This is a genomic window from Pantoea sp. JZ2, assembly GCF_035191405.1.
Taxonomy (GTDB): domain Bacteria; phylum Pseudomonadota; class Gammaproteobacteria; order Enterobacterales; family Enterobacteriaceae; genus Pantoea; species Pantoea stewartii.
Genome location: NZ_CP045247.1, coordinates 972,215 through 985,469, shown reverse-complemented (window position 1 = coordinate 985,469; position 13,255 = coordinate 972,215). Strand labels below are relative to the sequence as shown.

Annotated in this window: 15 protein-coding genes; 5 read left to right on the top strand and 10 right to left on the bottom strand. The window is 52.6% G+C overall.

What is annotated here, in order from left to right:
• Nucleotides 1–74: 74 nt before the first annotated feature.
• The 5 genes from GC087_RS04880 to GC087_RS04860 form a co-directional block, all read right to left on the bottom strand.
• Nucleotides 75–941, bottom strand: coding sequence for a helix-turn-helix domain-containing protein (locus GC087_RS04880; RefSeq protein WP_006118278.1), 867 nt, complete (start codon nucleotides 939–941; stop codon nucleotides 75–77).
• 223 nt (nucleotides 942–1,164) lie between these two features.
• Entirely contained in the window at nucleotides 1,165–1,332 is a 168-nt protein-coding gene (locus tag GC087_RS04875) for a DUF2474 domain-containing protein (protein ID WP_006118277.1), read from the bottom strand.
• Nucleotide 1,333: 1 nt separating this feature from the next.
• Nucleotides 1,334–2,338, bottom strand: a complete 1,005-nt coding sequence (cydB, locus tag GC087_RS04870; protein WP_033739704.1) for a cytochrome d ubiquinol oxidase subunit II — start codon at nucleotides 2,336–2,338, stop codon at nucleotides 1,334–1,336.
• 1 nt (nucleotide 2,339) lies between these two features.
• The gene (locus GC087_RS04865; RefSeq protein WP_033739705.1) at nucleotides 2,340–3,752 is read right to left on the bottom strand and encodes a cytochrome ubiquinol oxidase subunit I; all 1,413 of its coding nucleotides are present in this window, start codon (nucleotides 3,750–3,752) and stop codon (nucleotides 2,340–2,342) included.
• Between the two features lie 768 nt (nucleotides 3,753–4,520).
• Complete coding sequence (locus tag GC087_RS04860; RefSeq protein ID WP_033739707.1) at nucleotides 4,521–4,904, bottom strand: winged helix-turn-helix transcriptional regulator; 384 nt, start codon at nucleotides 4,902–4,904, stop codon at nucleotides 4,521–4,523.
• A 103-nt stretch (nucleotides 4,905–5,007) separates the two neighbouring features.
• Here GC087_RS04860 and GC087_RS04855 point away from each other — a divergent pair, with 103 nt between their 5' ends.
• The 4 genes from GC087_RS04855 (at nucleotide 5,008) to GC087_RS04840 (ending at nucleotide 7,452) form a co-directional block, all read left to right on the top strand.
• A complete protein-coding gene (locus GC087_RS04855) occupies nucleotides 5,008–5,865 on the top strand; it encodes an SDR family oxidoreductase (RefSeq protein ID WP_277283107.1) in 858 nt (285 codons plus the stop codon).
• 171 nt (nucleotides 5,866–6,036) lie between these two features.
• Complete coding sequence (locus GC087_RS04850; protein ID WP_277283108.1) at nucleotides 6,037–6,360, top strand: antibiotic biosynthesis monooxygenase family protein; 324 nt, start codon at nucleotides 6,037–6,039, stop codon at nucleotides 6,358–6,360.
• The gene (locus GC087_RS04845; RefSeq protein ID WP_006118271.1) at nucleotides 6,353–6,736 is read left to right on the top strand and encodes an amino acid-binding protein; all 384 of its coding nucleotides are present in this window, start codon (nucleotides 6,353–6,355) and stop codon (nucleotides 6,734–6,736) included. Before GC087_RS04850 ends, GC087_RS04845 begins: the two co-directional genes overlap by 8 nt.
• A gap of 5 nt (nucleotides 6,737–6,741) precedes the next feature.
• Nucleotides 6,742–7,452, top strand: coding sequence for an ArsR/SmtB family transcription factor (locus GC087_RS04840; RefSeq protein WP_054687067.1), 711 nt, complete (start codon nucleotides 6,742–6,744; stop codon nucleotides 7,450–7,452).
• Nucleotides 7,453–7,501: 49 nt separating this feature from the next.
• Here GC087_RS04840 and GC087_RS04835 read toward each other — a convergent pair whose 3' ends face one another.
• Nucleotides 7,502–8,014 (bottom strand): GNAT family N-acetyltransferase, encoded by a 513-nt coding sequence (locus GC087_RS04835; protein WP_324029837.1) that lies wholly within the window; start codon nucleotides 8,012–8,014, stop codon nucleotides 7,502–7,504.
• A gap of 311 nt (nucleotides 8,015–8,325) precedes the next feature.
• Here GC087_RS04835 and GC087_RS04830 point away from each other — a divergent pair, with 311 nt between their 5' ends.
• Nucleotides 8,326–9,984, top strand: a complete 1,659-nt coding sequence (locus tag GC087_RS04830) for an alpha,alpha-trehalase (RefSeq protein WP_050504863.1) — start codon at nucleotides 8,326–8,328, stop codon at nucleotides 9,982–9,984.
• 70 nt (nucleotides 9,985–10,054) lie between these two features.
• Here GC087_RS04830 and GC087_RS04825 read toward each other — a convergent pair whose 3' ends face one another.
• The 4 genes from GC087_RS04825 to GC087_RS04810 form a co-directional block, all read right to left on the bottom strand.
• A complete protein-coding gene (locus tag GC087_RS04825; protein WP_033739715.1) occupies nucleotides 10,055–10,561 on the bottom strand; it encodes a ferritin-like domain-containing protein in 507 nt (168 codons plus the stop codon).
• Complete coding sequence (locus GC087_RS04820) at nucleotides 10,558–11,055, bottom strand: YciE/YciF ferroxidase family protein (RefSeq protein WP_006118265.1); 498 nt, start codon at nucleotides 11,053–11,055, stop codon at nucleotides 10,558–10,560. Before GC087_RS04820 ends, GC087_RS04825 begins: the two co-directional genes overlap by 4 nt.
• Before the next feature lie 504 nt (nucleotides 11,056–11,559).
• On the bottom strand, nucleotides 11,560–11,724 hold the full coding sequence (locus tag GC087_RS04815; RefSeq protein ID WP_324029835.1) for a con-10 family general stress protein: 165 nt from the start codon (nucleotides 11,722–11,724) through the stop codon (nucleotides 11,560–11,562).
• Nucleotides 11,725–12,320: 596 nt separating this feature from the next.
• Nucleotides 12,321–13,151, bottom strand: a complete 831-nt coding sequence (locus GC087_RS04810; RefSeq protein WP_006118263.1) for an alpha/beta fold hydrolase — start codon at nucleotides 13,149–13,151, stop codon at nucleotides 12,321–12,323.
• Nucleotides 13,152–13,255: the final 104 nt, after the last annotated feature.

Genomic DNA, 13,255 nt, shown 5'->3' with positions numbered 1-13,255 from the left:
GGATTTTACGCCTTGCCTGCCAGCCTGCTTATAAAATCGTGCGCTTTATCACACAATGACGCACATAATGTGCATTATCCCTGCGTGACAGGAATAGAGAACACGCCTTCAATGTTGTCGGCTGTGCATCGGGTTAAATCCAGACAGAGCAAATCCATTCCCGGCCGGCAGGCCACATTCAGCTGCGGCAGATAAAGGTAGTAAATATCCGCGATGAAACGCGTCAGTTCTTCCGGTGAGCCACGCCATGCCAGGCGGGCGTAAAGCCCCGCAGGCACCGTGCGGCATTGAAGATCGCCTGGCCCGGCATCCGTGTTTGCCAGCGCGACGCCACGAAACAGGCTGATGTGCTGTTGATCGACGGACGCGTTGCCGGGGCCATACTGAAATCCCAGCCATCCTTGCGCGTCGCCCTGCTGCGTACGGACAAAATGGCGTACCAGGCCGGCCATACGCTGATGCCGGTCGCGAATATAGTCGCCATACGGGCATTCCCATTCCAGCGTATCGCCCTGCAGGAGCAACTCCTCTTCGCGCCGGTAAAGCGATACCGGCATGACCGGCTCGCGCTGGGCAATACGGCCGTGAAAATACCGGACAGGCAGCACGTTAAGACGGCGAAAACCGCCCGGCGTAACAGAGAAGTGATTTTTAAACACGCGGTTGAAGTTTTGCTGATTTTCAAACCCGAAACGGACGGCGATATCAATTAACGGCATGCGCGTCAGTCTTAACGCCATAGCGGCAAGGGTTAAGCGGCGCTTGCGCGTATAGGCCGCCAGCGTTTGTCCGGTCATCTCCTTGAACAAACGTTGCATATGCCATTTGGAATAGCCCGATTTGAGCGTAATCAGATCAATGGAAATGTCGTTGGTCAGGTTGGCTTCAATCCAGTCGACTAAATCATTTATATGCTGTTTTTTTATGGTTTGACTTAGCATTTTAAAAACGTGAAAAGAAAAAAGAGGGAAAGATTTGTAATAAAATAGTAACAAAAAGCGTTGCAGGATGTCATGGCTCATGGGCCAGCCAGGGCCGGATAGCGGCAAAAAGCGCATTAATTGCCTGGGTTACTACTTTAAAAAGCCAACACACAGGCTGGCTTATGGAAGGACGAGGGGAGCAATGGAGGCAGTCAGGAATGCACTGCCTCGTTCGGAGGACTCAGTGGCTACGCATGCCTGCGGCGGTCATCATCATTCTGAACAGCGTCGCGACCACACCGAGTGCCAGCACGCTGGCACTGTAGATGACCACCAGCCACAGCACGCGTTTCCACCACGGTGACCGGGTTTCATTCTGACGTTCTTTGCTGCTGACCTGGGTCTGCATATCAATGGTATCCTTCGTCTGCTTTGATTTTTCCACGGAACACGTAGTAGCTCCAGAAGGTATATCCCAGAATCATTGGAATGATCAGTAAGCTACCTACCAGCATAAAGGCCTGGCTCTGCGGCGGGGACGCGGCGTCCCAGATGGATACCGAGGGCGGAATAATATTCGGCCAGATACTGATACCCAGACCCGAGAAGCCCAGGAAAATCAGGGCCAGCGTCAGCAGGAAAGGCGAATAATGCGCCTCGCGCTTGATTGCGCGGCGCAGTCCCCATGCACACAGCAGCACCAGTACAGGCACCGGCAGGAATAAGAACAGATTTGGCGTGGTGAACCAGCGATGTGCAATGTTCTGATGCGTGAACGGTGTCCAGATACTGATGATGCCAATAATTAACAACAGCGCAATCAACAGCGGTGTCGCCAGGGCTGACATTTTACGGTGCAGTTCATGTTCGGTTTTCATGATAAGCCAGGTGCAGCCCAGCAGTGCATATGCCACAACCAGCCCGACGCCGCAGAACAGCGGGAACGGGGCCAGCCAGTCCATCGTCGAGCCTGCAAAGCTGCGGCCTTCGACAGGAATGCCATCCAGCATCGCGCCGACGGCAACGCCCTGGCTAAAGGTTGCGAGGAGTGAACCGGCAATAAACGACTTGTCCCAGAAGGCCCGATGGTGCTCGACAGCCTTGAAGCGGAACTCAAAGGCGACGCCACGGAAAATCAGCCCAATCAGCATGGCGGTTAACGGCACGGAAAGCGCATCGGCTATTACCGCATAGGCCAGCGGGAAAGCGCCATACAGTCCTGCGCCGCCCAGCACTAACCAGGTTTCGTTGCCGTCCCAGACAGGCGCAACGGTGTTGACCATCATGTCGCGCTCGCCTGCGTCTTTGTTAAAAGGAAACAGCAGGCCGATGCCCAGGTCGAAACCGTCCATGACGATATACATCAGGACAGCAAAAACGATAATCGCGAACCAGATAACAGAAAAATCAATCATCTCAACGCTCCTCATGATGGTGAGTGGCCGCAGAGAGCGGGCGCGCTGGCGTTTTGATTTGTCCGGGGCCACCTGTTTCTACGGTATCGCCTTCGCCGGTGACCGGCCCTTTTTTAATCAAGCGCATCATATAGTGATAACCCACACCGAAGACGGAGGAGTAAACCAGAATAAAGGCGAGCAGGCTGATACTCATGTGCATTTCGCCATGGGGAGATACCGCATCAATCGTTCGCTGAACGCCATAAACTACCCAGGGCTGACGACCGATTTCGGTAGTAAACCAGCCTGCTAAAATCGCGATCAGGCCGGAGGGTCCCATGAGCAAAGCAAACCACAGGAACGGACGCGACTGGTACAGGCGTCCTTTGTAACGCAGCCACAGGCTGACTACGCCAAGGGTGATCATTAACAGTCCCATTGCCACCATGACGCGGAATGACCAGAAAATGATGGTGGAGTTAGGACGGTCCTCTTTCGGGAAAGATTTCAGCGCCGGGACCTGTTTATCCAGACTGTGCGTCAGGATAAGGCTGCCCAGATACGGGATTTCGAGCGCATATTTAGTACGTTCCTCTTCCATATCCGGTAAACCAAACAGTATTAATGGCGTGGCTTCACCGGGTGGGTTTTCCCAGTGGCCTTCAATGGCCGCAATTTTTGCAGGTTGATGCTCCAGCGTGTTCAGTCCATGCGCGTCACCAATCATGGCCTGCACAGGGGCGACAATCAGCGCCATCCACAACGCCATTGAGAACATTTTACGGATGGCAGGATTGTCATTTCCTTTAAGCAGATGCCAGGCCGCCGACGATCCGACAAAGAACGCACTGGCCAAAAATGCCGCCACGGACATATGTAACAGGCGATAAGGAAAGGACGGGTTAAAGACAATTTTAAACCAGTTTTCTGGCACCACGATGCCATTCTGAATGAGATAGCCCTGCGGTGTTTGCATCCAGCTGTTAGAAGACAGGATCCAGAAGGTGGAAATCAACGTTCCCAGTGCCACCATGCAGGTCGCAAAGTAGTGCAGCCCCGGGCCGACGCGGTTCCAGCCAAATAACATCACACCTAAAAAGCCCGCTTCAAGGAAGAAAGCCGTTAACACTTCATAGGTCAACAAGGGACCCGTGATACTGCCGGCAAACTGGGAGAAACCACTCCAGTTGGTCCCAAACTGATACGCCATGACCAGCCCGGAAACCACGCCCATGCCGAAATTCACCGCAAAAATTTTCGACCAGAAATGATAGAGATCGCGGTAGGTTTGATTACGTGTTTTGAGCCACATTCCCTCCAGCACAGCAAGAAAGCTGGCCAGACCGATGGTGATGGCTGGAAAGATAATATGGAAGGAAACAGTAAAACCGAACTGGATCCTGGCGAGATGAAAGGCATCTAATCCAAACATTGCTTACCTCTTTGCCACATAGAGCACCACATATAGTTACTTATAATTAACGACTTATACACAAAGCATGTCATTCCATTGCATGGAAAAATGCCATGACGAATGTAAGATGCTTCGTCCTGGTAAAACAGAGACAATCAGATAAGTAAAAACTATAACAGTATTTTTTGATTAAGATCATTTTTTTGTTGAAAGTTTTCTTATTTAGGACGGATAAGCAAAACGTTAATTTCAAAGGGGCAATGTGACATTATTGTTATTAAAACAGACCCTGCACGGAGCCGTAACGGCCAAACGAGATTACCGCTAAAAAATAACGCAACTCGCTGTTTTTAAGCGTCATTCGCCATTTCCGCGCTTCGTTAAACAGAGAAAAGTACCGTTCTGACAGGGGAATCACGTGTTTTATTATATTGTTAGCAGGATATTTATCTTATCTGCGCTTTATGATGCTTTTTTTTAGAATACGTCCGGTTTTTCGCACTCTGGCTTCGCTATTTCCGGGCAGGAAAACGAAGCTCAACCGGTCAGGCATGTTAAAAATCATATGCAATATGTAAATAACTCATCACATCTTTATCGCGCGCAATAATTAACGCAGCCAGAAACCTCAGGAAAAAGTCGCCTGGTAAAAAGGATGTTAAAGAAATGCTGTGAGTAATTAAGACCGCCCGACGCAGAATGAATCTGTTATGTCGGACAGGCATTTTTTTACGGTGGCGAGGGGAGTGTTTCTCTGCGCGCTTCGGTCCCGTCTTATGAACGGTCTTACGCGTCGGCGGACTGTTTCTCCCGGTGGGCGAGGATGCGTTCTACATTCATCTCCAGCCAGTCGGCCAGTCCTACCACCTGCTCCCCTACTTCCAGACCCAGCGGTGTCAGTCGGTATTCAACATGCGGCGGCACAACATCGTAAGCGATGCGCTCAACAAAGCCGTCTTCCTCCATATAGCGCAGGCTCTGCGACAGCATACGTTCGCTGACGCCGCCGACTGCACGCCGGAGTTCGCTAAAACGCAGCGTGTCATTTTTCAGCGCCAGTAAAATTAATACGCTCCAGCGACTGGTAATGCGCTTTAACACATCGCGCGACGGGCAGTTAACATTCAGCAATTCGCCGCGCATAAATTTTTCGCTTAATTTATCAGTCATTTAAACAAAACCCTTCATCCTAACAATTCTGTAAGTACTTACGGAAAGTTAGCATATCGCATAGGCTGCTGTTGACCAACTATCCTCTTAAAGGAGCTATGTGATGATCGCAGTGACTGGAGCAACAGGCCAACTGGGCCGTTTAGTTATCGACGCATTACTGAAAAAAGTAGCCGCAGATACGCTGGTTGCCGCCGTACGCACGCCGGCGAAAGCGAGTGACATCGCCGCCCGTGGTGTTCACGTTCGTGAGGCGGATTACAACCGCCCAGAAACCTTAACGGCCGCCCTGCAAGGGGTCGACAAACTCCTGCTGATTTCCGGCAGTGAAGTGGGCCAGCGTGAAGCGCAGCACCGTGCAGTTATTGATGCCGCTAAAGCCGCAGGCGTGAAATTTATCGCCTATACCAGCCTCCTCCATGCGGATAAGTCTCCGCTGTCGCTGGGCGCTGAGCATCGGGCTACCGAAGCCCTGCTGGCAGCGTCTGGCGTCCCTTATGCCCTGCTTCGCAACGGCTGGTACACCGAAAACTACGCGGCGAGCATCGCCCCTGCCCTGGCGCATCATGCGTTTCTCGGTGCGGCAGAACAGGGCCGTATCGCTTCAGCGGCGCGTCGGGATTATGCCGACGCGGCAGCCGAAGTTATGGTGAGTGACGGCCAGGCGGGCAAGGTGTACGAGCTGGCCGGCGATGACAGCTATACGCTGGCGGAGTTTGCGGCTGAAATCGCCGCGCAGAGCGGCGAAAAGGTGGATTACGTCAATCTGCCACAGGCAGATTTTGCCGCCGCACTGAAAAGCGCAGGCTTGCCAGCCCCGCTGGCAGAGCTTCTGGCAGATTCCGATGCGGGTGCCGCTCAGGGCGGTCTGTTCGATGCGTCCCGCACACTGAGCCAACTGCTTGGTCGCCCCACCACGCCTTATGCCGAGGTGATCCGCGCGGCGCTGACAAAGGGATAACGCACTCACGCTTACGCTGCGGTTAAGCCCTGCCGGTTAACCGCAGCGATTATCCTCTCTCACTCCCTTTCTCCCCTTTCTGTTGCTCCATCAGCCACGATTCGGTGCACACCGAAGTAACCGCTTTTGCATCGGGTACGCTGTCTGCAGGCTGACTTAAGGGAGAGAGAAATGATTGCCGTACTTTTTGAAGCAGAGGCCTTACCGGCAGCGCAACAGCGTTACATTGAACTGGCGGCCGAACTTCGGCCCGAACTGGACAGGATACCGGGATTTATCGCGATTGAGCGCTTTCAGAGTTTGAGCGAGCCTGGCAAGATATTGTCCCTGTCGTGGTGGGAAGATGAACGGGCGGTGCGTCACTGGCGGGAAAACAACCTGCATCAGTCGGCACAGCGGGAAGGCCAGAACACAATTTTCAGCCATTACCGCCTGCGCGTTGCGAAGGTTATGCGTGATTATGCTGGTCCAGAGGAGAACACCCGGCATGTTTAATCTTTATGTGGTCTTCAGGAACGAACCGGGATCGCTGGCCGCGTTTGGAACACTGCTTGGGCAGCATGGCATCGGCCTGGAAGGCGGCGGCGTCTTTTCAACGGGCAAGGAAAGTCACGCTCATTTTCTGGTGGAGGATGGCCCGCGCGCCCGGCAGGTGTTAGTGAATGCCGGTTTCGATGTCAGGGACGTCCGAAGGCCACTGCGCCGAAAACTCCCTCAGCAGCGGCCAGGTGAACTGGGTGAAATTGCGCAGTGCCTGGCGCAAAATGGCATTAATATTCGCGCGCAGTACAGCGATCACAGCAACTGGCTGGTGCTGATTACCGATGATGACAGGCGGGCCGAAGCACTGACCCGCCAGTGGAAAGGATGAGCAGAATGACACGCATGGCGGCCCGGTGTGATGACAGCACACACTCTTCTCTGACCTTCAGCATGGCGACGGTGGCCACTGCGCTGGCGGATACCTCGCGCATGCACATCCTCTGTGCCCTGATGGATGGCCGGGCCTGGACGGCGACCGAGCTGAGCGTGGTCGCTGACGTTGCGCCCTCCACTACCAGCGGCCATCTGAATAAGCTGACGGAGACAGGGTTGCTAACCTGCGTGGTACAGGGACGGCATCGTTATTACCGTCTGGCCAGCCATGAGGTGGCGGGCCTGCTGGAAAACCTGATGGGCATTTCGACCCGGCCCGGTTCAGTCCTGAAAACAACCACGCCAGACCGGCTCCGGCGAGCCCGCACCTGTTATGACCATCTGGCCGGTGAGATTGCCGTCGGTATCTATGATGCTATGCAGTCAGCGGGCTGGCTGATGTCGGATGGCACGGCGCTCACAATGGAGGGCAAGGCGCATTTTGCCGCAACAGGCATCGAGCTGACTTCGCCGTCGCGACGAAAGCCCTGTTGCCCCTGCCTGGACTGGAGTGAGAGGCGCTTTCATCTTGGTGGCGAGGCCGGTGCAGCCTTGCTGCGCTTCATGATACAAAAAGCCTGGCTACAGCAGACGCCCGGCTATCGGGAGCTTGGCGTCACCGCACGCGGCCAAACTGGGCTGTCGCGCATATTTAACCTCCGCCTCGGCTGACAGCCTCCTTTTCGCCTTATACCACGCGCGGGCATGCTGGCAGTGTGCCTCAGCCGATAGTCGTCAAGTCCAGCCGCATCAGCACGGTATCGTGGAACACACCGTCGACATACAGCGCCGCGACGTCTGTTCCGTAGGTCGTAAATCCCGCAGACCGGTACAGGGCCGTTGCTGCTGCATTGGTGGCGCTCACGGCAAGCCGGATGCTGATGCATTCACGGGCTTGCGCGATTGCGGTCATGAGCAGCGTCTTCGCCAGGCCGCTTCCCCGCCACTCAGGCAGCACATACATTCCCCAAATCGTGGCGACGTGCCGCTGTTTCTGGCCGTGATGAAAGCGTAAACCCGTCACGCCCACGATCTCGCCCTGGGGATCGAATCCGGCCAGCACAGTATTGTTTTGCAGCAGAGCCGCAAAAAACGCGTCAGGTTCAGAGCGCTCACGCGCATAATCCGCGCCAAACGCCTCAGGATGGCGTTGTAATCCGTCCAGCCGAATGGCGCGATAGCCTACACTGTCGCTGCCGGTGAGTCGTCGCAGAGTAAAGGAACGCACGATCATTCTCCTTAACAGGGCACCCCAGAGGGTATTTTCTTACATCATGCCACTTTTGCTTCATTTTCCTGCCGCACAGGGAAAAAACAGCCCCTTTTGGCCCAGGCAAAATTTTATTAAGCCTGCCGTAAGAGATTCATCTGAAATGCATTTACGTCATAAGTCGAGATATTCGGTTGAATTGTCTGTGTTTTATTCAATCTATACGATTAATAGACAATTTTTATTACGTTCATAGACAATCTGCATTGTTGTTCCTGCCTGCGAGAGGTCTATAATTTCCTTTTTGTGCAACCCCGTTCGCTCAGGAGGCCGTTATTAATACTTATCGCCAGCAACTCAATGCATTCGAAGAGAATCGTGCCGGGGCGGAAGTTGAGTATCAATACGATCCCCATGAACTGAAGCTGGAGCGCATGCAGGATTCTGAACCCGAGCCAGAGCTGATCGAAGGTCTGCCTGCCCCGGATGCGTTGACGCCTGCCGATCGCTATCTTGAGCTTTTCGAGGCCGTTCAGATGTCGGGCATCTTCGAGGACAGCAAAACGTTCCCCGACTGCTCGCCCAAATACGATCCGCTTGATGTGCTGATGCGTTATCGCCGTCAGAAGCGCAGCAAGGACTTCGATCTGGCGCGTTTCGTTGCCGACCATTTCTATATGCCAGGCATCAACGAAAGCTTCTACGTTTCGAACCCTGACAAAACGCTTAACGAGCACATCGACGATCTGTGGCCGGTTCTCACCAAGATGCCGCAGCAGCATATGCCGCATTCGTCGTTGCTGCCGTTGCCTAAACCTTATGTCGTGCCCGGTGGTCGTTTTGGCGAAACCTATTACTGGGACTCGTACTTCACGATGCTCGGCCTGGCGGAATCAGGGCGTGACGATTTGTTACGTCATATGGCCGACAACTTTGCCTGGCTGATTGATAACTACGGGCACATTCCGAACGGGAACCGCACTTATTATCTGAGCCGCTCACAGCCACCTGTGTTTGCGCTGATGGTGGAACTGTTCGAAGAGGACGGCGTGCAAGGCTCACAGCGCTATCTGGATCAGCTGATGAAAGAGTATCAGTTCTGGATGGATGGCGCCGGCTCACTGATGCCCAACCAGGCTTATCGCCATGTGGTCCGGATGCCGAACGGCTCGCTTCTGAATCGTTACTGGGACGACCGCGACACACCACGTGATGAATCCTGGATCGAAGACATCGAAACAGCGCGTCATTCTAAGCGTCCGGCAAGCGAAGTTTACCGCGATCTGCGCGCGGGTGCCGCGTCAGGCTGGGACTATTCATCACGCTGGCTGCGTAATCCAAAACGTCTGTCGAGCATCCGTACAACGCAGTTTATCCCTATCGATCTCAATGCGTTTTTGTACAAGCTTGAGCTGATGATTGCGACGTTGTCTCACGTTAAAGGCGAAGAGCTGACTGCGCTGGCCTGGCAGAATAAGGCGGACGCCCGCAAACGTGCCATTACCCGTTACCTGTGGGACAGTACCGCAGGCGTTTTCCGTGATTATGACTGGCGCCGCGCCCGCTTTGGCGCGTTCACCGCCGCTGCGGTAGTGCCGCTTTTCGTCGGACTGGCAACGCCTTATCAGGCGCATTTACAGGCTATCGCGCTGCGCCATCTGCTGCTCAGCAATGGCGGGCTGCTGACCTCTATGGTGGAAAGCGGCGAACAGTGGGATAAACCTAACGGCTGGGCGCCTATGCAGTGGATGGCGGTGGTGGGCCTGAATAACTACGGCGAAGAAACCCTGGCGAGCGAAATCGCCGTGAACTGGCTGACAACCGTGAATAACTTCTACCAGTTACACCATAAACTGGTCGAGAAGTACGATATCAGCGGTGACCGCGCGCGTCCCGGTGGTGGCGGTGAATATCCTCTGCAGGACGGCTTTGGCTGGACAAACGGCGTAACCCGTCGGCTGATGGCAATGTATGGCCATATGATGATGGATTAATCTGTGTCGCAGGCACAAAAAAGCCGGGAAACGTTCCCGGCTTTTTTCTGGCTATTTCTCTGTAGAGAACTTACTTTTTCGCTTCAACGCCTGGCGCCGCAGAGCGCTGCAGAAACTGCTGAGTGACTTCCGGCAGATGCGTGAACAGCCATTCGGCCATCGCAATTTCCTGATCGCGAATTTCGGTCAGGACTCTGACGCCATCACTGTCGCCGACCTGCTCGGCAGCCGCGATCAGGCTGGTGTAGCTGGCGATTTCCGCGTTTTCGAACACATAGCCGCTCATCGCGCCTTTGACGACTTCGTCAGAAGTAAACATGCCGCCAATCGCCTGTCCTGTGGCGGCCATTTTGCCCATCACGTCTTTCATAATGGAATGGTCAATGCCGTGGCGATCCAACAGTTGTTCAAGCAGAGTAAGCTGATGCTTAGTTTCATCCAGATGCTGGGCAAGGCGCTGCTCCAGAGCGGGATAATGCTCCAGACGACCCGCCATTTTGCTCAACATGCTCTCGGCCTGCTTCTCCATGGCATGCGCGTCACGCAACCAGTCATGATAGTTTTCAATGGCTGTCATTTCGCGACTCCTTCAGCCGAACTGATGGTCTGTGCAACGCTGGTCAGTTTTTCATCTGTCTGCTTTTCCTCCGCAAGGGTTTGGGCCAGCAGCTTCGCGGCTTTGGTATAACCCAGCTTTGAGGCCAGCGCGTGCAGCGTACCGTAGGTCGCAATTTCATAATGCTCGACCTTCTGCGCCGCCCCGATCAATCCCTGATCGCGTACTTCACCCTTTTCAACAGACTCAATAATTTCCTGGGCTTCTTCTACCAGGCCTTCCAGGGCATGGCATTTCATTCGCTTGATTTTCACTTCAGGCGTAACGTCGACTAATTCGTCCAGACGTTCGATTTGCCCGCGTGTCTCTTCGAGATGCTGATTAAACGCAGCGATAAGATTTTCATCACTTGCCGCACGCGCCATTTTAGGCAGTGCTCTCGCGATTTGTTTTTCCGCACTGTAAACATCGGACAAGTCATGGATAAAGAGATCGTTTAACGTTTTGACAGTCATAAAAGAGCCTCATTAATTGAACGGCTACGCCACTATTTTTTAATGCAGCGCCAGTGACAATGTACTCACTAACCTTAGACTATTTAACGAAGAATGCATTCGGCTCCGTTTAATTCAGATTTTAAAGTAGCATTGAAAATGCCTTTTTCCCTTAATTACCAGCACTTTACTCAAAATGAGTTATTTTGATAAATGCTCCGCCTCACCTCAATTAAGACAAACCTGTACAGAATTAGCAAAAACCGTACAAGTTAACCTTCAGTTAAAATAGAGGCGTTTCACCTGGTGAACCCGGATTTCATTTTTTCGTTCAGACAGCCGTGCGTTGACCGGAAAAACAGCAATAAAAAAACCGGAAAGGAATATCCTTTCCGGCAAGATTGACCAAATCCTAAACCAGAGGTGGTTTATTTCATGGATTAAACAGCGAAGTTTATATATTGAGTAGAAGTCAGCTTCACTGAAGGTTTCAGTTTAAATAGCTAACCCATTGTTAATATTGAATTAACCCCTTCGACTGACCTTACCTCCCTTACGCCCCGCCTCAATAGCTCGCTGGGGATCGTTTTTGAAATTCCCACCGCTGTTTTGTCCGCCTTTACGGCCTGCTTCTGCTGCTCTCTCTTTGTCTGCAGCGAAATTACCGGCCCCACCACGATATTGAGTCATTCTGTGTTCTCCGCAAGTTTAATTATTGAAATAGCACAGTGGAAGTTGCATCAACTAAAGAGTGCACAAACAAATGTAGCTGTAAAAATCACCTAATCAAGCATGACGGCCACGACACTCACAAAGGCAGATACATATACCTTATTTGTACATCCAGTTAATTCTTTAGTGATGAAACTATTTTTCGAGGAAACTCTAGTTTAACGCTCCTGGCGAAAACTTTAATGAAAACGCTCCTCTAAGGCTCTATTAATCGATCTATTTATTAAAAAGTCCACACTGATTTTATTTTCAATCGCAGCACAGGGACGGCCAGGTGACATTGCCTATCGTCAATATGATCAATAAATGATCTATTTAACTAAGCGCGATAAAATCGAATTCATTACGGCAGGGTTTGCAACATGCAAAAATAAGCGAAGCGGTAAACGTCTCGTTTATTAGAATGAAGAGAAAGAAAAGATCATAAAATGACCAGGCAGGCGACAATTAGTAAAATGGCACTTCTCACAAGCGGAAGAAATACCGCTCATCACATTTCAGGTAAGCGAAGCGGCAATAAAAATAAAAACGCCCTGACGGGCGTTTTTTTCGGACTATTCTGCCCTGCTGTTTTGCAGGAAGGCGAGTAAATCGTTGTTGAGCTGAGCCTGATGCGTGACAGCGAATCCATGAGGCCCCTGATCGTAGATCTTGAGCTCTGAACCCGTAATCAGTTCATGGGCCAGCTTTCCGGTTGCCTCGAACGGGACGATCTGATCATGGCTGCCATGAATGATTAAGGTGGGCACATCAACGCGAGCGAGATCCGCGCGAAAGTCGGTTTCAGAAAAAGCGGTAACACAGTCCAGCGTTCCCTTGAGCGATGCCAGCAGGGCCATGTTTAACGTCTGCGTCAATACGCCCTCGGATACTGACTGGCCAGCATTGGTGCCATAAAAGGGGGCGGCAAAATCCTTAATAAACTGCGCTCTGTCGTCAAGCAGTCCCTGTTTGATATCGTCGAAAACCGATTTCTCTACGCCTTCGGGATGATCGTCTTTCTTACCAAACACGGGCGTGACTGCGCCTAACAGAACCAGCCCTTTAACGTTGCCCGTGCCATATTTTCCAATATAACGCGATACGTCGCCGCCGCCCATTGAGAACCCGACCAGCGTGACATCCTTGAGCTGTAAATGTGTGATCAGGCTATGAATGTCGTCAGCAAACGTATCGTAGTCATATCCTTCCCATGGCTGGTCGGAACGTCCAAAACCGCGCCGGTCAAAAGCAATAACCCGATAGCCGCGTTCGGCAAGGAAGTTGAGCTGGCTATCCCACATATCCGCGTCCAGCGGCCAGCCATGGCTAAACAGTACCGGCTGCCCTTTGCCCCAGTCTTTGTAGTAGAGGTTAAATCCATCTTTGCTTTTAAACAGACTCATAAACGCCTCGCTATGGATGAAGGTGATGACGCTTCCGGCCATCGTCTGAGAAGCTCAGCGACGTTCCGGCGCGCGGCACTACCTGTCAAGCATGGCAGAGGGAA

Excerpts from the sequence above, each read along its gene's own strand:
- GC087_RS04815 (WP_324029835.1), bottom strand. The coding sequence starts at position 11,724 with ATGACTCAATATCGTGGTGGGGCCGGTAATTTCGCTGCAGACAAAGAG.
- GC087_RS04850 (WP_277283108.1), top strand. The coding sequence starts at position 6,037 with ATGATTGCCGTACTTTTTGAAGCAGAGGCCTTACCGGCAGCGCAACAG.
- GC087_RS04820 (WP_006118265.1), bottom strand. The coding sequence starts at position 11,055 with ATGACTGTCAAAACGTTAAACGATCTCTTTATCCATGACTTGTCCGAT.
- GC087_RS04845 (WP_006118271.1), top strand. The coding sequence starts at position 6,353 with ATGTTTAATCTTTATGTGGTCTTCAGGAACGAACCGGGATCGCTGGCC.
- cydB (WP_033739704.1), bottom strand. The coding sequence starts at position 2,338 with ATGATTGATTTTTCTGTTATCTGGTTCGCGATTATCGTTTTTGCTGTC.
- GC087_RS04855 (WP_277283107.1), top strand. The coding sequence starts at position 5,008 with ATGATCGCAGTGACTGGAGCAACAGGCCAACTGGGCCGTTTAGTTATC.
- GC087_RS04835 (WP_324029837.1), bottom strand. The coding sequence starts at position 8,014 with ATGATCGTGCGTTCCTTTACTCTGCGACGACTCACCGGCAGCGACAGT.
- GC087_RS04880 (WP_006118278.1), bottom strand. The coding sequence starts at position 941 with ATGCTAAGTCAAACCATAAAAAAACAGCATATAAATGATTTAGTCGAC.
- GC087_RS04825 (WP_033739715.1), bottom strand. The coding sequence starts at position 10,561 with ATGACAGCCATTGAAAACTATCATGACTGGTTGCGTGACGCGCATGCC.
- GC087_RS04860 (WP_033739707.1), bottom strand. The coding sequence starts at position 4,904 with ATGACTGATAAATTAAGCGAAAAATTTATGCGCGGCGAATTGCTGAAT.
- GC087_RS04875 (WP_006118277.1), bottom strand. The coding sequence starts at position 1,332 with ATGCAGACCCAGGTCAGCAGCAAAGAACGTCAGAATGAAACCCGGTCA.
- GC087_RS04840 (WP_054687067.1), top strand. The coding sequence starts at position 6,742 with ATGACACGCATGGCGGCCCGGTGTGATGACAGCACACACTCTTCTCTG.
- GC087_RS04810 (WP_006118263.1), bottom strand. The coding sequence starts at position 13,151 with ATGAGTCTGTTTAAAAGCAAAGATGGATTTAACCTCTACTACAAAGAC.
- GC087_RS04865 (WP_033739705.1), bottom strand. The coding sequence starts at position 3,752 with ATGTTTGGATTAGATGCCTTTCATCTCGCCAGGATCCAGTTCGGTTTT.